The organism is Flavobacterium sp. AC105, from assembly GCF_979258495.1.
Map to the genome: position 1 here is coordinate 1,900,739 of NZ_OZ409860.1, position 22,705 is coordinate 1,923,443.

A 22,705-nucleotide genomic window follows, 5' to 3' on the forward strand; every position below is an offset into this window, starting at 1 on the left:
AGATTTAAAAATGATTTGAGCAGATTAAAATTAATCTTATTAAATCTGCCTAAATCTGCTGAATCTGCGTGAAATTAATGCATGCTGATTAGTAAAATTTCTTAGTTCAAAAATAATGTTTTTATAGTTTCAAAAGCACGTTAACCCCGCATTAACCTTCAATTAACCTTCGGAACTCTTTTTTAGAAGCACTTTTGCAATGTTTCAATCTAAAATCAATCAAAAAATGAACATTTATTTGCCTTTAAAACTTTTCCTAATTTTATTATTATTTTGTTTTTCTCTAGCTGCGAATGCACAGAATGAAACGCAAAAAGACAGTATTTCGAATAAACTGGATGAAGTTGTTATTACTCAAAACAAGAAAACTTTTACTAATACAAACGGAAATATAAAAGTAGATGTTGCCAATTCTATTTACAGTTCGATTCCCAATTCGGTCGATTTATTGGCAAAATTTCCAACGGTTCAAATTAGTTCAGATAAGGAAAGTATTTCAATTGTTGGCAGGGGAAATCCACTCATTTACATTGACAATCAAAAAGTTGGAATGAATGATTTGAATACTTTGGCTGTAGCCGATATTAAAACCATCGAAATTATCCAGAATCCATCTTCAAAATATGAAGCCGAAGGACGTTCTGTGATTTTGATTACCAGGAAATTCAGTAAAAAAGATAGTTTTAAAACTGATATTTCTGAAGTAACTTCTTTCAGGAAAAACTATAATAATTATTTGGGATTTAATTCAAGTTTCAAGAAAAATAAACTCGAATGGAAGGCAAACTTTAATTACAATCGACTGAATCCGTGGGAAAATCATAGTATCGATTATCAAATTGCAAATGCTGATATTGCGTCTAAATATGATGTAACCGCTGATACTAAAAGAAAACAATTTGTTTTTGGCGGTGGTTTATTTTATAAAATAAACGAAGACGATTCCTTCTCTTTTAATGTTAACAGTAAGCTGCAAACAGACGCTTTTCCGATTAATACAATTACGGATAATAAAAATAAGAATGTAGAAAATCATGTTTTAACGGATAGTGATAATAGTGGCAGAAAGAATTTTGTGAATTCATTTTTAAATTATACTAAAAAAATAAAATCAATTGACACGCAGGTTTTTACCGGTCTTCAGTATTCAGATTTTGATCAGACATCGTTAAGTCAGGTCGAAAATAATTTTAACGATACACAATTTGAATTGGCACAAAATAGAGATCAAAAATTTAAAGTTGCTGTTTTTTCAGGAAGAATTGATGTAGAGAAAAAGTTTAAAAACGAAATGAAATTTGAAGTGGGTGGATTGTATTCCTCTGCGAATTCAAAATCTGATTTTGATATATTTTATTATGAAACCAATAAAAATGATCTGAGTCATTATGATTTTAAAGAAGAGAATCTGGCGGGATATAGTCAGCTTTCGGGAAAAATCAAAAAAGTCGATTTTTCAGTTGGTTTTAGAGTGGAGAATACGAAGGTTAACGGAAAATTTAAGACGGATTTATTCCCTTTGATTGATAAAAATTACACCAATTTTTTTCCGAAAGCACAATTTACTTTTCCAATCGACAGTACAAAAAGTATTAGTATAAATTATGCTAAAAGTATTGCAAGACCCAATTATTCATCTTTAAGTCAGGGTTCAACTTATATTAATCCATATTTTTTGTATGCTCGAAATATCAATTTAGATCCAACTATTATTAATGAAATCTCATCTACTTTTCAGTATCATGATAAATCAGTAAAACTAAGTTATTATCAAAATAGAAATCCGGTTTATAACAGCTTTTCATTTGATAACGAACAGAATATAATGACGTTTCAGGATGTAAATTTTGATAAGGAATGGGGAATTAATTTAGATTTTGAAGTGCCGTTTACCTATAAATTCTGGACAAATACGAATTCGCTGGTTTTTATTTTAGAGAAAATAGAAGATGCTTCGGCTGTATTTTTATCTTCAAAACCCTATTTATATTATTATTCGAATAACGAATTTAAACTTCCAAAAGAATATTCATTTGTTTTAAGTTTTTGGGGATTAACCAAACAAAAGAAGGGTGTCTTTGAACGAAATGAGCGATTTCTGGTAGATATGGCAATTTCAAAAGTGTTTTCTAGAAACTGGAATTGTACTTTAAGTTGGAATAATGTTTTTAAAAATGTAGTTGAAACGGAAAATTTTACGATTAACGATATTAGTTCAAAAGCAAGATATGTAGTTGATGCACAGGAAGTTTCAATTGCAATAAAATATTCTTTCGGAAAAATAAAGGAAACAGAATTTAAAGAGAAAACTATTGATGAGAATTCAGACAGAGTTCGATAAAGAAAATTATTAGCTTTTTGTCAGGTTGAGCGAAGTCGAAACTTTTACGGGATCTCGACTCCGCTCGATCTGACATTTCTAGATTTCGCTCGATCTGACATTTATGATTTAAAAAACGAAATTATCCTTCGTCTTCTTCTGTTGCTTTTACAGATGCGCCCGGAAGCTCTTCATCATCATCTGTTGAGTTTAATTCGAAGAAACTAAAAAATGAACCTCCATAATTTTTCTGAAAAGAGAAATTACTTAAATGTTCCATTTTAGTGTATTTAGAATGTTCTATAATCATCATTCCGTCTTCGTGAAGCAATTCTCTTTCAAAAACGGTTAAAACAATTTTCTCAAAAGCAGCCTGATCTAATCCGTAAGGAGGATCGGCAAAAATAATATCGTATGAAGTTTTGCAGTTTTCCAGAAATTTGTAAACGTCACTTTTGGTTGCTGCGATATTAAAATCATATTCTGATGCAACTTGTTTGACAAATTTCACGCATCCAAAATCCCCATCCACAGATGTAATTGGTTCACTTCCGCGTGAAGCGAATTCAAAACTGATATTGCCGGTTCCCGAAAATAAGTCTAAAACCTTTAAGCCGTCAAAACTAAAATGATTATTCAAAACATTAAACAATGCTTCTTTACTCATATCAGTCGTAGGTCTTACAGGAAGGTTCTTTGGTGGAAAAATGCGGCGCCCTTTGTATTTTCCTGAAATGATTCTCATGATTGAAATAAGATATAATGTTTTTGATTCTGAGCAGTTGAAAAAATATTTTTTTCTTTTAAAGTACTAACATCCACGAAAGAAATATTACGCACGTATTTGTAAGCAATAGCATAAAACGGATCGGTTTTTTCTATTGTGCCTAATAATTCAAGCTGAAAACTTTCAGGGTTTAAATTCAATTGTTCAGCCGTAAAAAGTACATAATAAATAAAATCTTCCGGTGTTTGGTACTCAAAAGAATTGAATAATAAAAGCTTTTGATTTTGTACTACGATAATTTCAAAATGATTGGGATTGAAATTCACCACCATTTTTTTCTGGTCGTTATTTTTTGAACTTTCAAGGATTTTTTCGACCAAAATGCTATTAACGTGTTTGTAATCGAACGAACCAACATTATCAATCAAAAAGTTGTTAATATTGATATACGGAATATAAACAGAATTCATTTCGTAATTTGAAATTTGATCGAAAGTAAAAAAATCGGTTTCAAAAACTTTTGTCGTGTATTGCAAATAACTGCCCAGGTAATTTTCATCGAACAAAGCAGTTGGCACAAAAGTCGAAAGATTATTATTGTGAATTACCAGAATTTCGTCGTAAGTATCTTTTAATTCCGGATAATTTTTGAAAGCAGCACTATATAATTCTTCAATTTTTGATGTTTTTTGTGCAGTATCAAAATTGACTTCATTAAATGCTGTAATGACACTATTTAGGGTATCAAAACAACAAAACGAAAATCCATTCAATGAAACCTGAATAGAAAGCTTTTTATAATTTTTTGAAGTGATGTTAGTATTTTGCAATGACATATTGATTTACAATTCGTTACCTGTTTTATAAGATAGAATTTAAGGCGACCACAAACTTACAAATAAAATAAATAACAATATCAATGTCAATTTCAAAAATCGATTTCAATGACAATAGCAAAAAGCAATAACAATGGCAATTACAATTTCAAAAATCAAATTCAAAATTCTAGATAGAAAATAAATAATATATACGTCCAATAAATTAAACAGCGTGTTTTTTTATTGGTTTTTGATATTGCCATTGATTTTTGAAATTGTAATTGTTATTGATTTTTGATATTGAAATTGATGTTTAAAAGCACGTACTTTGTATTTCAATTTTACCTTATGGATTCATCACTGTTTTACGGCGTTTTACAAAAAAGATTTCCCTTTGCACCAACCTATAAACAGGATATTTTTTTTCAGAAAATTGCTATTTTTTTAACGGATACACATAACGACACGATTTTTGTGCTAAAAGGTTATGCGGGAACCGGAAAAACGACTGTTATTTCGACAATCGTAAACAATTTAGGCGATATAAATAAAAAGTTTGTTTTGCTGGCGCCAACAGGTCGTGCTGCAAAAGTAATTGCCAATTACTCGAATACGCCTGCTTTTACGATTCATAAAAAAATATACTTTCCTAAAAAATCTGCTGGTGGAGGCGTGGCTTTTACCAGGCAATTAAACAAACATAAAAACACCATTTTTATCGTAGATGAGGCTTCGATGATTTCGGATAGTAATTCGGATTCTAAATTGTATGATAACGGATCACTTCTCGATGATTTGATTTCGTATGTATATTCCGGAACCAATTGCAAAATGATTCTTTTGGGAGATACTGCGCAGTTGCCGCCCGTAAACTTAGACATAAGTCCGGCGCTTGATATACAGACTTTAGGCGTGCATTATGACAAAGAAATCGAACATATTGAACTTGACGAAGTAATGCGTCAGGAAGAAAGTTCGGGAATTTTATTCAACGCAACAGAATTACGTGAATTGCTGAAAGATACTTTTATTACCGAATTTAAATTCAATGTAAAAAAGTTTAAAGATATCGTTCGTTTGACTGACGGTTACGATATTCAGGATGCTATAAATTCGGCATATAGTAATTATAGTATTGAAGATACAGCTTTTATCGTTCGTTCGAATAAACGTGCAAATCAATATAACGAACAAATTAGAACCCGAATTTTATTTAAGGAAAGCGAACTGTCGGTTGGGGATTTTTTGATGGTTGTAAAAAATAATTATTTCTGGTTGAAAGAAACTGATGAAGCCGGATTTATCGCCAACGGAGATATTATCGAAGTTTTGGAATTATTTGGAATCAAGGAATTATACGGATTTAATTTTGCGCAAGTAAAGATCAGAATGGTCGATTATCCGGACCAGAAACCTTTTGAGACAGTTTTATTATTGGATACTATTAAAAGTGAATCTCCGTCTTTAACATACGAAGAATCAAATCGTTTGTATGAAGAAGTGATGAAAGATTATGAAAGTGAATCGACAAAATACAAGAAATTCCAAAAAGTAAAAGAGAACGAATATTTTAACGGATTACAAGTAAAATTCTCGTACGCAATAACGTGTCATAAATCGCAAGGAGGACAATGGAATACGGTTTTTATAGAACAGCCGTATTTACCAAACGGAATCGATCGCGATTACATACGATGGCTTTACACGGCTATGACGCGTGCCAAAAATAAATTATATTTGATAGGATTTAAAGATGAGAGTTTCGAAGAATAAAATTTTTCTGCCACGAATTCACGAATTTTATTTGAATAATTCGTGAATTCGTGGCGGAAAAGAAACTTTAGCAAATGACAACACTAAACGATTTACATTCGATTTCGTCTACGTTTTCGAATACAGATAAAATGCCGGTTTTGTTTTTAGGACACGGCAGTCCGATGAATGCAATTGAAGAAAATCAGTTTGTGGCGGGTTTTCGTAATTTGGCTAAAACATTGCCGCAGCCGAATGCTATTTTGTGTATTTCGGCGCATTGGTTTACTAACGGTACTAAAGTAACTTCCATGCAAATGCCAAGAACCATTCATGATTTTGGAGGTTTTCCGCAAGCCTTATTCGATGTGGAATATCCTGCAAAAGGAAGTCCGGAACTGGCATTGGAAACTAAAGAATTATTAGAACCCGTAAATGTTGATTTAGATGAAGATTGGGGTTTAGATCATGGTGCATGGAGTGTGATTAAACATTTATACCCTGAGGCCAATGTTCCGGTAATTCAGTTGAGTATTGATTACACAAAATCGGGACAATATCATTTTGAGTTGGCTCAGAAACTTCAATCATTGCGCCACAAAGGAGTTTTAATTATAGGAAGTGGGAATATTGTGCACAATCTTCGTTTGGTCGATTTCAGAAATTTCGATAAAGACAATTACGGTTTCGATTGGGCAATTGAAGCGCGCGAAACCGTAAATAATTATTTATTAGATGGGAATTTTCAGCCTTTGATTGATTTCGAAAAAATGAATAAAGCAATTCAATTGGCAATTCCAACTCCGGATCATTATTTGCCTTTGTTGTACACTTTAGGTTTAAAAGAAAAATCAGAAGAATTAAGTTTGTTTAATGATAAATTACTGGCTGGTTCTTTGAGTATGACTTCAGTAAAAATCATGTAAAAAACTCCGCGAAACTCTGTAAAAATCCTTGTGTCTCTCTGTAGTAAAATTATAACAAAGTGGCACAAAGATTTTCCCAGAAATTCACAGAATAAAATATATTTAATTGAGGACAAAATTGCTTTCGTTCCTCGCAATGACATAAAAAATGAAAATAATAGCTGTAATTCCGGCGCGATATGCATCAACACGTTTTCCTGCGAAACTCATGCAGGATCTTGGAGGAAAAACCGTGATTTTAAGAACGTATGAAGCTTCTGTTGCCACAAAACTATTCGACGATGTATTTGTAGTAACCGATTCTGATTTGATTTTTAACGAAATTATTTCTAATGGAGGAAAAGCCATTATGAGCGTAAAAGAACATGAATCCGGAAGTGACCGAATTGCAGAAGCCGTTGCAAATTTGGATGTTGATATTGTAGTAAATGTGCAAGGCGACGAACCTTTTACAGAAGCCGGACCTCTTGAACAGGTTTTATCTGTTTTTAAAAATGATGAAGATCGCAAAGTAGATTTGGCTTCGTTAATGCGTGAAATTACAGATGAAGACGAAATCAACAACCCAAATAATGTGAAAGTGGTTGTAGATCAATCGCAATTTGCATTGTATTTTTCCCGTTCGGTAATTCCGTATCCGAGAGATAAAGATGTTGGCGTTCGTTATTATCAGCATATCGGAATTTATGCGTTTAGAAAACAAGCTTTGTTAGACTTTTACAGCTTGCCAATGAAGTCTTTAGAAGCTTCTGAAAAATTAGAACAATTACGTTATTTAGAATTTGGAAAACGTATTAAAATGGTCGAAACAACGCATGTTGGGATTGGGATTGATACGGCTGAGGATTTAGAAAAGGCTCGCGCTATTTTAGCGGCTAAATAATTGCGGAATGGCACGCGGATGATACGGATTCGCTAAAGCGAAGACGCTGATTTTGGCCGATTTTTTATACTCATTTTATGTCAGGCTGAGCGGAGTCGAAGCCCACGTTCCAATTGGTGCGCCTTCGACTTCGCTCAGGATGACAAACGAGATGTTGGATTAACAAAACCAAAAAAGCTTATAAACAATTGTCTATAAGCTTTTTTTATATCGAAAACCTAAACTAAATTCTTAATATAAATCAGGAAATTTAGCAGGATTAACTTCATGCATCATACTGTAAACTTTCTCGAAAATATCTTCGGCAGAAGGTTTAGAGAAATAGTCACCATCAGTTCCGTAAGCAGGCCTGTGGGCTTTTGCAGCAAGAGTTTGCGGTTTGCTGTCTAAATAATTGTAAGCATCCTGCTCTTCCAGAATTTGTTGTAAAATGAAAGCTGAAGCTCCACCTGGAACATCTTCGTCAATTACCAAAAGACGATTTGTTTTAGCGATACTTTTTACGATATCCTTATTTACGTCAAATGGAAGTAAAGACTGAATATCAATAACTTCGCAATCAATTCCTAATTCAAGTAATTCAGTTGCAGCTTGTTCTACTAATCTTAAAGTAGATCCGTATGAAACTAAAGTAATATCTGATCCTTCTTTTAGGGTTTCAACTACACCAATTGGCGTCTTGAATTCACCAAAATTTAGCGGCGTTTTTTCTTTTAAACGGTAACCATTCAAACATTCAATTACCAAAGCCGGTTCGTCAGTCTCTAAAAGAGCGTTATAGAAACCTGCCGCCTGAGTCATATTTCTAGGAACCAAAACGTGGATTCCGCGAATAGCATTAATAATCATTCCCATTGGAGAACCAGAATGCCAGATACCTTCAAGACGATGTCCGCGGGTTCTGATGATTAACGGTGCTTTTTGTTTTCCAACAGTTCTGTATTGTAAAGTAGCCAAATCATCGCTCATGATTTGAATCGCATATAGCAAATAATCTAAATACTGAATCTCAGCAATTGGACGTAAACCTCTCAAAGCCATTCCAATTCCCTGACCAATAATCGTAGCTTCACGAATTCCGACATCGGCAACACGAAGTTCTCCGTATTTTTCCTGCATGCCTTCTAAACCTTGGTTTACATCGCCAATGTTTCCTACATCTTCACCAAAAATTAAAGTTTCAGGATATTTAGTAAACAAAGCATCAAAATTATCACGCAAAATCATTCTTCCGTCTAAATCAGGTTTTGCATTTTCAGCATATTCAGGAAGTACTTTTTGTACTGATAACACATTCAAATCTGAATCTGAATGCAAATTACTGCTAAATCTTGGCTGTGTAATTTCGATATAGTTTTTAATCCAGTTTGAAACCAGGACTTTACTATTTGGAACTTCAATAAAACGCAATATTTTTCTGGCGATAACCAGCATTTCCTTTTTTAACGGAGATTTTATAGCGCTTAATTCATTTATATATTTTCTAATTTTGTCTTTATGGTTGATACTTGCGTCGGCAATTTGCTCCAATAAAACCAAAAGATTTTTTTGATCTTCAATAATTGGGTTGATGAAAGAATTCCAGGCTTCTTTTTTAGCTTCCAGAATTTCTTTTTTTATTACAAAATCAATTTCAGCCAATTCTTCGGGAGATGCAATATTAATAGCAATCATCCATAAACGCATCTGACGAATACAATCAAAATCTCTTTCCCAAGCCAGTCTTTCTCCGTTTTTGTAACGTTCATGAGAACCAGAAGTTGAGTGTCCCTGAGGTTGTGTTAATTCGTTTACATGAATTAAAACAGGAACATGTTCTTCGCGGGCAATTGCAGCTGCTCTTTCGTAAGTCGAAACCAACTCAGCATAATCCCAGCCTTTAACCCTGAAAATTTCATATCCTTTTGAGTCTTCGTCGCGTTGGTATCCTTTTAGAATTTCAGATATATTTTCTTTAGTGGTCTGATGTCTGGCGTGAACCGAAATTCCGTATTCATCATCCCAAACACTCATAACCATCGGAACCTGTAAAACTCCGGCAGCATTTATAGTTTCAAAAAACAAACCTTCAGATGTACTTGCATTTCCTATAGTTCCCCACGCAACTTCATTTCCGTTTACAGAAAATTTATCTTTAATGGTAATTCCATCAACATTTCTGTAAATTTTAGAAGCTTGCGCCAATCCCAATAATCTTGGCATTTGTCCGGCTGTAGGCGATATATCTGCGCTTGAATTTTTTTGTTTTGTTAAGTCTTTCCACGACCCGTCTTCGTTTAAACTGTGCGTTACAAAGTGTCCGCCCATTTGTCTTCCTGCAGACATTGGATCGTAATCTAAATCAGTGTGACCGTATAAACCAGCAAAAAACTGTTTTGGAGTCAGTTCACCAATCGCCATCATAAAAGTTTGATCGCGGTAGTATCCGGAACGGAAATCTCCGTTTTTAAAGGCTTTTGCCATAGCAAGCTGCGGCACTTCTTTTCCGTCACCAAATATTCCGAATTTGGCTTTTCCTGTTAATACTTCTTTACGACCTAAAAGACTACATTCGCGGCTGGTAACTGCGATTCTGTAATCGTTCAATACCTCAGTTTTGAAATCTTCAAATGTTAATGTAGTATTGCTTTTTTCTTTTATCATAATCTTGAGGGAACATGTTTAGACTGCGAAATTACTTAAAAACAATCAAAAATCATAATTCTTTAAAATAAATATAATTTAATTATATGTATTTAAAACGGAATAACTACGTATTTTTTTTGTGTTATTTTTATAATAAAATTAATTTTAATGATAATTTCGTATGTTTTTATTAAAAAATCATTCAATTAAAACCATTTTCGAGTAAAAAGATTGACTAATGTTTTTGGAGACAATGTTATCACAAATCTTATTTTTTCGTTGTATTTATTTTGCGAAACTTCCCAGCCATTATTTGAATAAACCGGGAAATAAAGTTCAAAATAATCCGGGACCAAATTTAATCGAATTCCGCTATCATAAACAAAATTTTCACTTTGCTGTTTGCTTTTCATAAAACCAACGTCTCCATAAACTTCAATCCAGTTCCAGATCGAATAACTGGCATTTAAAGTGCTCATCCATTGATTGGCGTACGCTGGTTCTAATTTTGATTTAAAACCACCTTCAGCCATCACATATTGCTGACTGAAAAAACCGGTACTTTCTGAACGTCCATAAAAATTATAATCAAACATATAATCTTTCGGGCGGTCTAAACAAAAACTAAAATAATCCGAATCTGTGTTGTTATATAAAAAACTTCCGGCGTATAAGCGCAGATTTAGTTTATGATTGTTTTCAAACAACCTTCTGTATTCAACTTCTCCGGATAATTTTCCGAAGCCTCCAGAAAACTGAACATCCGTCATAAAACTAAAATGATTAATCAGTTCAGTTTTTGTATTAGAGTAACGTGCGTTGAAAACAGAATAATTTGGAGTAGAATTATCCGTTATATAATTGCTGGCCTCACGATTTACAATAACCTGACGAAACATAAACAATTGTTTTCTGTTATCCCTGAAATTAGGTTCGCGGATTCTGAACTGAACCATCGGATTCAATCTCAAATATGTAGCATCCGGCGCATAATGAAAATAATTTTGACTAATAGAATACCGCACATTATATAAAGTACTGTTTCTATAATTTTCGCTCCACACAAAAGCAGATGAACCTGATAAAGTACCTGCTTTAAGAGAATAAGCTGGATTAAGATCAAACGTAAAAGGTTTATCCAGAATGGTTTTGTTATGAAAACGAACTCCGGGCGTAAAACCATCATACAAATTGTAAGTAAGCGTTGGTATATATAAAATCTGATTGTAATACGGATCTTCGAGATCTTTTGCAAAATTAAATTTTATCGGGCGATTCACAATGACAACACTTTTCAGTGATTTCCAATTGTTTCGTTGATTGTATTCCGGAACTTCATTATTGTAATTCAGAACAATTTTGTCCGCATTTTTTCGATCAAATAGATAGATCGAATCATTATTTTTGGGTTCAATCCATTTTTTAAAAACAACTTCATTTTTCTTAACTCCGTAAACCGAAATAGGAACAAAATTATCCGTTTTATTTTTTATCTGAAACTGAACGCTATCCTTAGTTCTGGAAACATTCGTGAATTTATAATCAATAATATCACGAGAATCGATAATAGTATTAAAAAACCAATCAATGTTTTTAGAACTATTTTGGGTTAATATTTTTTCGAAATTATATCGATTCGTCTGTTCTGTTTTATTCAAGTTATAAAATTCCTGTATACTTTCAGGAACAATATTTTTGTCGAGATAATCATCTAAATACCTTAAACTTAAACCTGCACGATATTTACTCGCAATTTGTTCGTTAAATTTTATCAGCGTATTTTTTGGATCACCAAGCGGCTGATCGAGATTTTTTCTCGCCATTAACATATAATAATAGCTGTATTGCTCGTTAAAAGTCAGGTTCGTTATATTGTAACTTTTAAAAAGTTTCATGTTCGATAATCTTCCAAGCATTTTTTGGTCCAGATGATTTTCTTCCATATATTTCATCATGGTATAAATCTGGATTCCGTCATAAACCCAATTGTCTTTTCGAGGATCTAAGCGCAAACTATTCTTAAGATAATTGTTCAGATATGTTTTTAAGAAGGTAATTTCGAAAATAAATTCATCAGAAAACGGACTAATAAACGATGGTAGCTGGTTTAGTCCATAAAACGGATTTCGATCATAATCTGCCTGAGAAACCGTAATTTTTTCATGCGGATATTTTCCAATAAACTCATTCGCAAAAGTCGCCACTCTATTAATAACAATCGCTCTCTGGATCTCATTTAATTTTTTAGTTTTTAAATCCGAAAGAACTTCCAAAGATCCGGTAGTATAACTTTTGAAACTATTTTGTTTTTCGATAAACAAATTAAAATCAGTTCTGTTATTTCCCGAAAATAAATAAGTACTAAAATCAGTATTTGAAACGTCTTTCGAAACCGAATTCAAATCGGTTGTAACCGAATAATTATTCGGAATTTTAATTTCAACTTCATAGTTAACACTCGCATTTGCAATATCATCTAAGTTGAAATTATTGTTTTTTGTAAAAAAATGATTTTCAAATCGGGCAGGAGCAAGGAACCAGTTTTTCAAATTCATGCCGCCATTTTGATCAAAACCATAATGCGTAAATTTATCACTCGGAATCTTCGAAATATAAGTAAGATGCAAATCGATTTTTTCGCCCGGATAAAGTTTACGATTCAGTTTTACGATAATAAAATCAGGATTTTTATCAGTTCTTTCCCATTCCAAAGCTATATTATCCGAATCCGTCAGATTCAAAATCGTAGTATTTCCTCTTTCTGCAGCCTTAGCCACATGAAAACCTCTGTAAAATTCATCCGAAAATCGTTTTGCCAAAGGCGTATTTTTATTCGAGAAAGCATTATTCCAATCATTCAGAACAATCTCACTCAAAGAATCATTAGAGGTGTTGTAAAACGTAATATCTTGTTTTACATTCAGGGTTTTAAGTTCAAGATTAACCGCCACTTCCATCTTAGATTGATGTTGTGCGTATTGTTTTATAGAGCTTAATAAAACTAAAACGAAGAATATAATTTTATAAATTGGCTTCAATGAATGTTTAAAGATTTAGGGATATAACTTAAGTTACGAGCATAAACTGTTTTTGGTTTTATGTAAAAATAGCATAAAAAAAGCTGTTTAAAAAAAACAGCTTTCAATTTTTGTGATATTTTACCATATAAGTGATATAAGAAAATGTAAGTTTTTATATCGCGTGTTGATGCGCTTCAAATTTAAATAAACTTATATCACTTATATGATGAAAAAAATATTTAGAAATTCGGACTCAAATCGTATTTTTTGTAGAATTTATCCAAAACGTCAACTACTTCATCTTCAGTATCTACGATCTTAAATAAGTTTAAATCATCAGGACTTACAGTTTGCATTTTTTCAACCAAAACCGTTTTTACCCAATCAATTAATCCAGACCAGAATTCAACACCAACTAATATAATTGGGAATTTTCCAATTTTTTTGGTCTGAATCAAAGTAATCGCTTCAAACATTTCGTCAAGAGTTCCAAAACCTCCAGGCATAACCACAAAACCCTGAGAATATTTTACGAACATTACTTTACGAACAAAGAAATAATCGAAATTCAGGTTTTTGTCGTGATCGATATAAGGGTTAAAGTGCTGTTCAAAAGGCAATTCGATGTTCAAGCCAACCGAAGTTCCTCCGCCTAAATGCGCGCCTTTATTTCCGGCTTCCATAATTCCGGGACCACCTCCGGTAATAACGCCATATCCGGCTTTACTAATTTTGTAAGCAATTTTTTCAGCCAATAAATAATATTTATCTTCTGGTTTTGTTCTCGCAGATCCAAAAATAGATACACACGGACCAATACGTCCCATACTCTCGTATCCATTTACAAATTCAGCCATAATTTTAAAAATCGCCCAACTATCATTGGTTCTAATTTCATTCCACGTTTTTTGTTTCAAACGATCCTGAATTACTCTATCCTCATCATTATCAAAATCTTCTAATCTCATTTTAGGTATTTTAATTATTTATATTTTTATTTCTAGCTGTGTCGTTTTAATTATTGTTATCCTGAGCATAATCATATTGTCATACTGAGCGGAGTCGAAGTAGGAGCTATTTCTTGCTGTCCGCTATTTCTTTTCCTTGCTAAAGAAGCAAGAAAAAGGATGCCGCTCCCATCAGGGCTAGGGCACTCATTTTCAATTGAAAATTTCGGTTTTATTAAAAGAAGAATTTTCTATTAATACGACTGTTCTTCAATTGATTTCGTAATGTTGCTTTTAACTTTTCCGGTATGTTCCGTAGTTTTTGATTCAATCAGCATAATGGAACATTCCTCAACAGATGAAACTCTGTGATTTACGCCTTTTTTTACAACAAATAAATCACCTTTTTTCATTGTGAAGGGCGGTTCATTTTCAATTTCCATCAAAAGTTCACCATCCACAATATAGAATAATTCATCTTCATTTTCATGATTATGCCAAGGTACTTCCTGACCTTTTATTTTAGCCACTTTGATATATTGATCGTTTACTTCATCAATTATTTTAGGCGAAAAATATTGGTTAACGCTGCTTAATTTCTCTTTTAGGTTCATAGATTTTATCTTAGTATTTGTCAAAAATCAAAAAAGTTTTGACAAAAAGGGCGTACTAAATTAAGCCTTTTTTTAAGAATTGTTACAAAAATGTGTATTTATTAATTTAAATGTAACATTTCAAAACGTGAAAATGTTGGTTTTTGATTCATTATCAAAGGATTATAATGAATGAGTTTTTCAAAACGAATTTCAATTTTTTGATCATATGGGTCGTTCCCCCGGAACTAAATTGAGAGACGTATCAAAACCATCAACGGATTAAAATCCATTGCTACCAACATTTCGTTTCTCCGGAACTTTTATAAATGTTATGATAAAGAGCGTTTGGTTCGATTCATTTTGTAGCGACGGATTTTAATCCATTTTTCGCAATCCATAACCACAATCTTGTCATCCCGAGGAACGAGGGATCTTCACAAGAAACTAACACAAAATATTTTACCTAAATTGCCGAGCTGCTTATGGAGATCCCTCGTTCCTCGGGATGACAAAAATGCGCAGACTATGTTTGAATAACCTTTGTCAAAGTTTAAAACTTTGACAAAGGTGTTAGGATGAAATATTCTCTATTCTAACTCTTTTTTCAAAAACTTAGCCGTATAACTTTTTTTATTTTTTGCGACTTCTTCAGGAGTTCCTTTGGCGATTAATTGTCCGCCGCCTTTTCCTCCTTCAGGACCAATATCTATAATATAATCAGCAAGTTTGATTACATCCATATTATGTTCGATAACTAAGATTGTATTTCCTTTGTCGACCAATTTATTAATTACATCCATTAAAACACGAATGTCTTCAAAATGCAAACCTGTAGTAGGTTCATCGAGAATATAAAACGTATTTCCGGTATCTTTTTTAGACAATTCTCCAGCAAGTTTAATACGTTGTGCTTCACCACCAGAAAGCGTTGTGCTTTGCTGGCCAAGTGTAATATATCCTAAACCAACATCCTGAATGGTTTTTACTTTTCTGTAAATCTTCGGAATGTTTTCAAAAAACGGAACCGCTTCATCAACTGTCATATTTAAAACATCCGAAATTGATTTTCCTTTGTATCGAATTTCCAGTGTTTCTCTGTTAAAACGCTTTCCCTGACAAGTTTCGCATTCTACATAAACATCTGGTAGAAAGTTCATTTCGATTGTTCTAACACCGGAACCTTCGCACGTTTCGCAACGTCCGCCTTTTACGTTAAAACTAAAACGTCCCGCTTTGTAACCACGAATCATACTTTCAGAAGTCATCGTAAACAAGTTTCTGATTTCGGTGAAAACCTCCGTATAAGTGGCTGGATTTGAACGTGGCGTTCTCCCAATCGGACTTTGGTCTATATCAATCACTTTGTCAATATGTTCTAAACCTTCAATCTTTTTATAAGGTTGTGGTTTTTTTACGCCATTAAAATAATAGGCATTCAATATAGGGTAGAGCGTTTCGTTAATCAAAGTCGATTTTCCGCTTCCTGAAACTCCCGTAACGCAGATTAATTGTCCTAAAGGCAATTCGATAGAAACATTTTTCAGGTTATTTCCTGTCGCTCCAGTTAGTTTTAAAAACTTTCCGTTTCCTTTTCTGCGCTCTTTCGGAATTTCTAATTTCATTGTACCGTTCAAATATTGAGCGGTAATCGTATTTGATTTCAGCGTTTCGGCCGGAGTTCCAATACTGATAATTTCTCCACCGTATTTCCCAGCTTTTGGCCCAATATCAATAACATAATCAGCACGTTCGATCATGTCTTTATCGTGTTCTACCACAATAACAGAGTTCCCGATATCACGTAATTGTTCCAACGAATGAATCAGCTTTTCATTGTCTCTTTGGTGTAAACCAATACTTGGCTCATCCAGAATATACAAAACTCCAACCAATTGCGAACCAATTTGTGTTGCCAGACGAATACGCTGAGCTTCTCCTCCCGAAAGTGATTTTGAACTTCGGCTTAAAGCCAAATAATTCAAACCAACATTCATTAAAAAGTTCAAACGGTCTTTGATTTCTTTCACAACTTCTGATGCGATCAAAAGTTGTTTATCTGATAAATGTTTATTTAAATCCTGAAACCATGTTGTCAAATCAGAGATATCCATATCACATAATTCGACAATATTTTTACCGTTTATTTTAAAGAATAAGGCTTCTTTTTTTAAACGTGAACCGTCGCAAACCGGACAATTTACTTCGTCCATAAAATCTTTTGCCCAACGTTTTATAGTTGTCGAAGCACTTTCGTCATATTGATTTTTGATGAAATGCGATATTCCTTCAAAATCTATTTTATAATCGCGCGTAACACCTAAATCTTTTGAGTTTATGGTAAATTTATCTTTTCCGCCGTGAAGAATCATATTCATGGCTTCTTCCGGAATTTTCTCGATTGGATCTGTTATTTTAAATCCAAATTTTTCTCCGATAACTTCTAATTGCTTAAAAATCCAGGATGATTTGTATTCGCCTAGAGGCGCAAAACCACCGCTTTTTATCGACAATTTCGGATTTGGAATAATCTTTTTTACATTGATTTCATGAACTGTTCCCAATCCATTACAATGCGGACAAGCGCCTTTTGGAGAGTTGAACGAAAATAAATTTGGTTCCGGATTTTGATAAGAGATTCCAGTTGTCGGACACATTAAATTTCTACTGAAATAACGTACTTCATTCGTATCCTGATCTAAAATCATCAATACATTTTCTCCATGATGCATTGCTGTATTAATACTTTCAGATAATCTTTTTTGATTGTCTTCAGTATTCTCGATCAACATTCTGTCGACTACAATTTCGATATCATGGGTTTTATAACGATCCAGTTTCATTCCTGAAACTAAATCCTGCACTTCTCCATTTACACGAACTTTCAGGAAACCTTGTTTGGTAATTTGCTGGAATAACTCGGCATAATGACCTTTTCTGGCTCTAATAATCGGAGCCAAAATATTAATACGTTTTCCGGTGAAATCCTGCATAATCAAATCCTTAATCTGATCATCAGAATAAGAAACCATTTTTTCGCCGGTGTTGTAACTGTAAGCGTCAGCACCACGAGCGTAAAGAAGTCTCAGAAAATCGTATATTTCGGTAATAGTTCCAACAGTAGAACGCGGACTTTTACTGGTTGTTTTTTGTTCAATCGCAATTACAGGCGAAAGTCCGTCGATTTTATCCACATCCGGGCGTTCTAATCCGCCAAGAAACTGTCTGGCATACGCCGAAAACGTTTCTACATAACGACGTTGTCCTTCAGCATAAATCGTATCAAATGCCAAAGATGATTTTCCCGAACCTGATAAACCGGTAATTACAACCAGTTTTTCACGCGGAATAGAAATGTCTATATTTTTTAGATTATGAACTCTTGCACCAAGAACTTCAATAGTATTGTCTTTTTCTAACATAAATTTGAGCAAAACGCAAAGTTACCACTTTGATTTATTCTTTTAGTACTCGAACACAAAACTTTATGTTACAATTAGTAACAAAAAACGCCAACCTAAGTTAGCGTTTTCTTTTTCGGGTTGCCATATATTCTTCGATGGCTTCTTTGGTTGTATACCAGTTTCGGCCTTCTTTATAAGCATCTATTTTTCCTGTCCTGGCCAGTAAACTAACATATTCGTGGCCGTAAGGGGTTTCGGGCTCGCTCACGATATTTATGATGGGTTGGTAATCATAACTGCTTCCGGGCATTGCACTTAAATAAATATTTAAAGTTCGTTCAAGTGCCTGACACATCAAAAGTGTTAGTTTTTGATAATTGCCATTGTTAGCCTGATTAAGTGCCTCGTAATATTTTTTCCTGTCATTTTTTAGAATAATCGCAGGGGGAAAACCACAACGCATCAATAATAAGTTCATGCTTAAACGAACGGTACGGCCGTTTCCATCAAAAAACGGATGAATCCAAACTAATTTATGATGATAAATCGTGGCGAGTTCAATATCGTTTAAACCTAAAGGATTTGTATTGATAAAATCAATTAGTTCATCGAGATAATCCGAAACTTTGTTCGCGTTTGGAGGCATAAAATTAGCGCCTGAAATTCGAACACCGCCATTGCGTAATCTTCCTGCAAAATCATCCTCGATAGAACGTAAAACCAATCCGTGAATCGATAGAATATCTATGCTTCTTAGGTTGTAAGTATCATCGACAATCGAATACAAATAATCAATAGCTTTATCATGGTTGTGGGTTTCAAAATGTTCCCGAAGTGATTTTCCTTTAATGGTAATACCTTCCTGAATGACCATTTGGGTTTCACGTAAACTCATGGTATTTCCTTCGATACTATTCGAGTTATACGTCCATTCTAATGATAAACTTTCACGAATTTTATGCAAAGCAATATTGGGCAATGGTCTGCTGTTTTGCAGATCAAGCCTTTTTTGATACAATCGATCGAATGTTGATTGAAATTCTGTTCTGTATGTTAAATCGATATTCCACATTCCACAAAGGTACTTCTTAATATCGGATACTCCAAATTTTCGCCTATCCGATATTAAGCTTATTCAATTGTCATAGAACGCAGTTTTGTTCTGTAAGCTTCAAGTGCTATTGATTTGGAAATGAATCCATAATACTTGTCATTTCGGATAACGGGAAGAAATGCTGATTTTGATCTTTCGAACTTACTCATGACGATTTCCATACTATCATAAGCAGAAATAGTTGCCGGAGGCGTTTTCATAACATCTTTGATCAGAGTATATTTTACACGATATGAATTAAAGATAATTTCTCTAATATCATTAAAATGAACTACACCAACGAGTTGTTTTTCGTTATCTACAACTGCAAAAACAACTTGATTTGAATGGGAAATAAGATCGACTAATTTGGTTAAATGTTCTTCCGGATGAACGGTTAAATAATCGCATTGGATAATAGTATCAATATCTAAAGTCGACAAAATATTAGAATCTTTATTACTGGTAAAAGCGTGACCTTTTTTAGCAAGACTTTTTACATCGAGCGAATATTTTTCAAAGCGTTTTGAAATAGCAAAACTTATGGAGGAAACAATCATAAGCGGAATCATTAATCCGTAACCTCCGGTTATTTCGGCAATTAAGAATATTGCCGTAAGCGGAGCATGAAATAATCCGCTCAAAATACCAGCCATTCCTACCATTGTAAAATTGCTGATCGGAAGCTTGGATAAACCGATTAACGTAATAAATTTAGAGAAAAAATAACCAAGATACGATCCTAAAAATAACGAAGGAGCAAAATTACCCCCGTTTCCACCGCTTCCAAGTGTTAGTCCTGAAGCAAAAACTTTCATCATCATGGTGCATCCAACAAAAAGAAGCAAAACCCATTCATTATTTCTGAAATCAGCAAATAAAGTATTGTCTAATAATTGTCCCGGATCACTTTCAGATAAAGTTTTGATGCTTTCGTAACCTTCACCAAATAGTGTTGGGAAAATAAAAATAAGCAAAGCCAATAATGATGAACCTATTAATGCTTTTCGGTACGGGCCAATTTCCATGTTAGAGAAGTAATGTTCGACTCTTTGAAAATTTCGGGCGTAATAAACAGCAATAAAACCGGTTAATATTCCTAAAAGTACATAAAAAGGGATATTGTGATAATTGAAGGTTTGCTGTTGTTTGAAACTTAACAGAATCGTTTCATCTAATAAAATAGCAGAAACCAAAGCACCAGTTGCCGCAGAAATCATAATAGGAGTGAAGGCAGAAATACTTACATCAACTAATAAAACTTCAATTGCAAAAAGGACTCCGGCAATAGGCGCATTAAAAGCAGCAGATATTCCGGCTGCAACACCGCAGCCAATCAGTAAAGTTCTGTCTTTATAAGCCAATTTATAATTTTGGGCATAATTTGATCCAAAAGCAGCTCCTGTAATTACAATTGGGCTTTCTAAACCTGCAGATCCTCCTAAACCAACTGTTAACGAGCTCGTAATAATCTGAGCATACATTTGTTTTTTCGGAATGATACTTGCTTTTTTGGCAACAGCATATAAAATTTGTGAAGTCCCTTTTTGAATGTTTCCGTTTAGAACTTTTTTGACCACAAAAACGGTTAATGTTATACCAATTATTGGCAGAATACTATTGATGAAACTTAATTTTAAGACTCCATTTATATACGTTGCAAATGAAAAAACACTGTGTGCAAAAGTCTTTAAAATAATTACAGCCAAGGAGCATGAAATACCAATTAAAACACTTGATAAAAAAATAAACTGCTTTGGAGTCATTAACGATTGCGCCAAAGCAATAATGCTTTCTAGTTTTCTAAAATATTTTCGTAGCATTTCTCTTTAAAAAGTTAGGGATATTGCAAATTTAGCTTTTAACATCCGAATTTGTAAATTTTTCGGCACAAAAATTATTTAAAATTAAAAACCAACTGCTGTATCATCTCCACGAAAATCAGCACCTCCTTCAAGATTATTGTTGGGTAAAACCAAAATACAATCTAATTTACCAATAACCGGAGTTGTTTTTTCGTTGATCAAATATCCTTTTGCTTTTAGCAGATCTATCGTTTTATTATCAAAAGCATTTGGCTCAAAAGTAATCAGATCCGGAAGCCATTGATGATGAAAACGTGGAGCATTTACGGCTTCCTGCATGCTTAAATTATATTCGTAAACATTTAATATTGCTTGTAATACGGTTGTAATAATCGTTGATCCGCCCGGCGAACCTAGAACCATAAACAGTTTTCCGTTTTTCTCGACAATTGTTGGCGTCATTGAACTCAGCATTCGTTTTTGCGGTGCAATACTATTGGCTTCATTTCCTACTAAACCAAACATATTTGGAGATCCTGGTTTTGCACTAAAATCGTCCATTTCATTGTTCAAAAAGAAACCTAATTCAGCACAATAATATTTAGAACCATAACCGTCATTAAGGGTTGTTGTTGCTGCAACGGCATTTCCCTGAGCGTCTACAATAGAATAATGGGTAGTTTCAGTACTTTCGTTATACGTTACTTTTCCTTCTTTTATTTCTGATGATAAACTGGCTTTGTTTACATCAAAACTTGACATTCTATCCTTTAAATACGTATCGGATAATAATTCTTTAATTGGAATTTTAACAAAATCCGGATCGCCTAAAAACTGACTTCTGTCCGCGTAAGCCCTTCTCTCAGCTTCAACAATTACCTGAATAGACTGGTCTGTATTATGACCCATTTTTGCAAGATCATAAGGCGCAATCATTTTCATGATTTGTGCCAGACAAATTCCACCGCTGCTTGGTGGTGACATTGATGTTATCTTTAAATCTTTATATTCAAATTGTAACGGAGTTCTCCATTTCGCTTCATAACCTGCTAAATCTTTAAGCGTGATAATTCCGCCTTTTTTCTGAAGATAATCAACTAATATTTTTGCTGTTTTGCCTTTGTAAAACTCGTCTTTTCCGTTTTTTAAAATTCGTTTCAGCGTATTGGCAAGTTCAGGATATTTAATGGTATCATTTTCTTTATAAAGCGTTGCCAAAGGTGTTTTGTCACCGTTTATTTTTACAATAGAAGCACGATAATCGTTTATATTTTTTTCTTGTTTTCCGGTTACAACAACGCCTCTTTCTGCAAGGGCAATAACAGGTTTTAAAATCTCAGACATGGGCAGGGAACCTAATTTTTTATGCACGGCAAATACTCCGGCAATCGTTCCGGGAACTCCAATCGCTAATGCAGTCTGAGTGCTTTTTCCGGGAATAACATTTCCGTCTTTATCAAGAAACATATCTTTTGTAGCTGCTAATGGCGCTTTTTCGCGATAATCTATAGATCCAACTTCACCATTTGCTTTTCTGTAAACCATAAATCCGCCGCCGCCAAGGTTTCCTGCAAAAGGAAAAGCGACAGCCAAAGCCAGTTCGGTACCAACCATTGCATCAAAAGCATTTCCGCCTTTTTGCATGATTTCAACTCCAATTTTTGAAGCTTCCTGACGTGCCGAAACAACCATCGCTTTTGTAGTAACTAATCCGGTTGGTTTTATAGTTTGTTGGGCAGTACAATAAATGGAAATAAAGCCAAGTAAAAGTGTAATTTTTTTCATATCGAAA

The 22,705-nt window shown here is 33.8% G+C and carries 14 protein-coding genes; 4 read left to right on the forward strand and 10 right to left on the reverse strand.

Annotated features, from left to right (window positions below; translation table 11 throughout):
- Window positions 1–226: 226 nt before the first annotated feature.
- Entirely contained in the window at window positions 227–2,341 is a 2,115-nt protein-coding gene (locus ACZ0AH_RS08500; RefSeq protein ID WP_463475372.1) for a TonB-dependent receptor domain-containing protein, read from the forward strand.
- A gap of 121 nt (window positions 2,342–2,462) precedes the next feature.
- On the opposite strand, the gene ACZ0AH_RS08505 is transcribed toward ACZ0AH_RS08500, so the two are convergent.
- Both ACZ0AH_RS08505 and ACZ0AH_RS08510 read right to left on the reverse strand, forming a co-directional pair.
- Window positions 2,463–3,065: an RsmD family RNA methyltransferase gene (locus tag ACZ0AH_RS08505; RefSeq protein ID WP_463475373.1), complete on the reverse strand. Its 603-nt coding sequence runs from the start codon at window positions 3,063–3,065 to the stop codon at window positions 2,463–2,465.
- A complete protein-coding gene (locus ACZ0AH_RS08510; RefSeq protein ID WP_463475374.1) occupies window positions 3,062–3,883 on the reverse strand; it encodes a DUF3822 family protein in 822 nt (273 codons plus the stop codon). The genes ACZ0AH_RS08505 and ACZ0AH_RS08510 overlap by 4 nt, the downstream gene beginning before the upstream one ends.
- 330 nt (window positions 3,884–4,213) lie before the next feature.
- Between ACZ0AH_RS08510 and ACZ0AH_RS08515 the strand changes: the two genes are divergently transcribed.
- The 3 genes from ACZ0AH_RS08515 to kdsB all read left to right on the forward strand — a co-directional run bounded on the left by ACZ0AH_RS08515 (window position 4,214) and on the right by kdsB (window position 7,426).
- Entirely contained in the window at window positions 4,214–5,638 is a 1,425-nt protein-coding gene (locus ACZ0AH_RS08515) for an ATP-dependent DNA helicase (protein WP_463475375.1), read from the forward strand.
- A gap of 74 nt (window positions 5,639–5,712) precedes the next feature.
- Complete coding sequence (gene ygiD, locus ACZ0AH_RS08520; protein ID WP_463475376.1) at window positions 5,713–6,543, forward strand: 4,5-DOPA-extradiol-dioxygenase; 831 nt, start codon at window positions 5,713–5,715, stop codon at window positions 6,541–6,543.
- A 148-nt stretch (window positions 6,544–6,691) separates the two neighbouring features.
- Window positions 6,692–7,426: a 3-deoxy-manno-octulosonate cytidylyltransferase gene (gene kdsB / locus ACZ0AH_RS08525; RefSeq protein WP_463475377.1), complete on the forward strand. Its 735-nt coding sequence runs from the start codon at window positions 6,692–6,694 to the stop codon at window positions 7,424–7,426.
- A gap of 231 nt (window positions 7,427–7,657) precedes the next feature.
- Here kdsB and ACZ0AH_RS08530 read toward each other — a convergent pair whose 3' ends face one another.
- The 8 genes from ACZ0AH_RS08530 to ggt form a co-directional block, all read right to left on the reverse strand.
- Window positions 7,658–10,069, reverse strand: coding sequence for an alpha-ketoacid dehydrogenase subunit alpha/beta (locus ACZ0AH_RS08530; protein ID WP_463475378.1), 2,412 nt, complete (start codon window positions 10,067–10,069; stop codon window positions 7,658–7,660).
- Between the two features lie 188 nt (window positions 10,070–10,257).
- Window positions 10,258–13,008, reverse strand: coding sequence for a gluzincin family metallopeptidase (locus ACZ0AH_RS08535; protein WP_463478097.1), 2,751 nt, complete (start codon window positions 13,006–13,008; stop codon window positions 10,258–10,260).
- Between the two features lie 302 nt (window positions 13,009–13,310).
- The gene (locus ACZ0AH_RS08540) at window positions 13,311–14,039 is read right to left on the reverse strand and encodes an LOG family protein (RefSeq protein ID WP_463475379.1); all 729 of its coding nucleotides are present in this window, start codon (window positions 14,037–14,039) and stop codon (window positions 13,311–13,313) included.
- A gap of 233 nt (window positions 14,040–14,272) precedes the next feature.
- Window positions 14,273–14,632 carry a cupin domain-containing protein gene (locus tag ACZ0AH_RS08545; protein WP_463475380.1) on the reverse strand — a complete coding sequence of 120 codons (360 nt, stop codon included), beginning with the start codon at window positions 14,630–14,632 and terminating at the stop codon, window positions 14,273–14,275.
- Window positions 14,633–15,201: 569 nt separating this feature from the next.
- On the reverse strand, window positions 15,202–18,033 hold the full coding sequence (gene uvrA / locus ACZ0AH_RS08550; RefSeq protein ID WP_463475381.1) for an excinuclease ABC subunit UvrA: 2,832 nt from the start codon (window positions 18,031–18,033) through the stop codon (window positions 15,202–15,204).
- 100 nt (window positions 18,034–18,133) lie between these two features.
- A complete protein-coding gene (locus ACZ0AH_RS08555; protein ID WP_463475382.1) occupies window positions 18,134–19,087 on the reverse strand; it encodes a Fic family protein in 954 nt (317 codons plus the stop codon).
- Between the two features lie 59 nt (window positions 19,088–19,146).
- Entirely contained in the window at window positions 19,147–20,931 is a 1,785-nt protein-coding gene (locus ACZ0AH_RS08560) for a chloride channel protein (RefSeq protein ID WP_463475383.1), read from the reverse strand.
- 84 nt (window positions 20,932–21,015) lie between these two features.
- Window positions 21,016–22,698, reverse strand: a complete 1,683-nt coding sequence (gene ggt / locus ACZ0AH_RS08565) for a gamma-glutamyltransferase (protein ID WP_463475384.1) — start codon at window positions 22,696–22,698, stop codon at window positions 21,016–21,018.
- Window positions 22,699–22,705: the final 7 nt, after the last annotated feature.

Coding starts and splice junctions, on each gene's coding strand:
- ACZ0AH_RS08535 (WP_463478097.1), bottom strand. CDS start 13,008: ATGGAAGTGGCGGTTAATCTTGAACTTAAAACCCTGAATGTAAAACAA.
- ACZ0AH_RS08505 (WP_463475373.1), bottom strand. CDS start 3,065: ATGAGAATCATTTCAGGAAAATACAAAGGGCGCCGCATTTTTCCACCA.
- kdsB (WP_463475377.1), top strand. CDS start 6,692: ATGAAAATAATAGCTGTAATTCCGGCGCGATATGCATCAACACGTTTT.
- ggt (WP_463475384.1), bottom strand. CDS start 22,698: ATGAAAAAAATTACACTTTTACTTGGCTTTATTTCCATTTATTGTACT.
- ACZ0AH_RS08510 (WP_463475374.1), bottom strand. CDS start 3,883: ATGTCATTGCAAAATACTAACATCACTTCAAAAAATTATAAAAAGCTT.
- ygiD (WP_463475376.1), top strand. CDS start 5,713: ATGACAACACTAAACGATTTACATTCGATTTCGTCTACGTTTTCGAAT.
- ACZ0AH_RS08560 (WP_463475383.1), bottom strand. CDS start 20,931: ATGCTACGAAAATATTTTAGAAAACTAGAAAGCATTATTGCTTTGGCG.
- uvrA (WP_463475381.1), bottom strand. CDS start 18,033: ATGTTAGAAAAAGACAATACTATTGAAGTTCTTGGTGCAAGAGTTCAT.
- ACZ0AH_RS08515 (WP_463475375.1), top strand. CDS start 4,214: ATGGATTCATCACTGTTTTACGGCGTTTTACAAAAAAGATTTCCCTTT.
- ACZ0AH_RS08500 (WP_463475372.1), top strand. CDS start 227: ATGAACATTTATTTGCCTTTAAAACTTTTCCTAATTTTATTATTATTT.
- ACZ0AH_RS08545 (WP_463475380.1), bottom strand. CDS start 14,632: ATGAACCTAAAAGAGAAATTAAGCAGCGTTAACCAATATTTTTCGCCT.
- ACZ0AH_RS08530 (WP_463475378.1), bottom strand. CDS start 10,069: ATGATAAAAGAAAAAAGCAATACTACATTAACATTTGAAGATTTCAAA.
- ACZ0AH_RS08540 (WP_463475379.1), bottom strand. CDS start 14,039: ATGAGATTAGAAGATTTTGATAATGATGAGGATAGAGTAATTCAGGAT.
- ACZ0AH_RS08555 (WP_463475382.1), bottom strand. CDS start 19,087: ATGTGGAATATCGATTTAACATACAGAACAGAATTTCAATCAACATTC.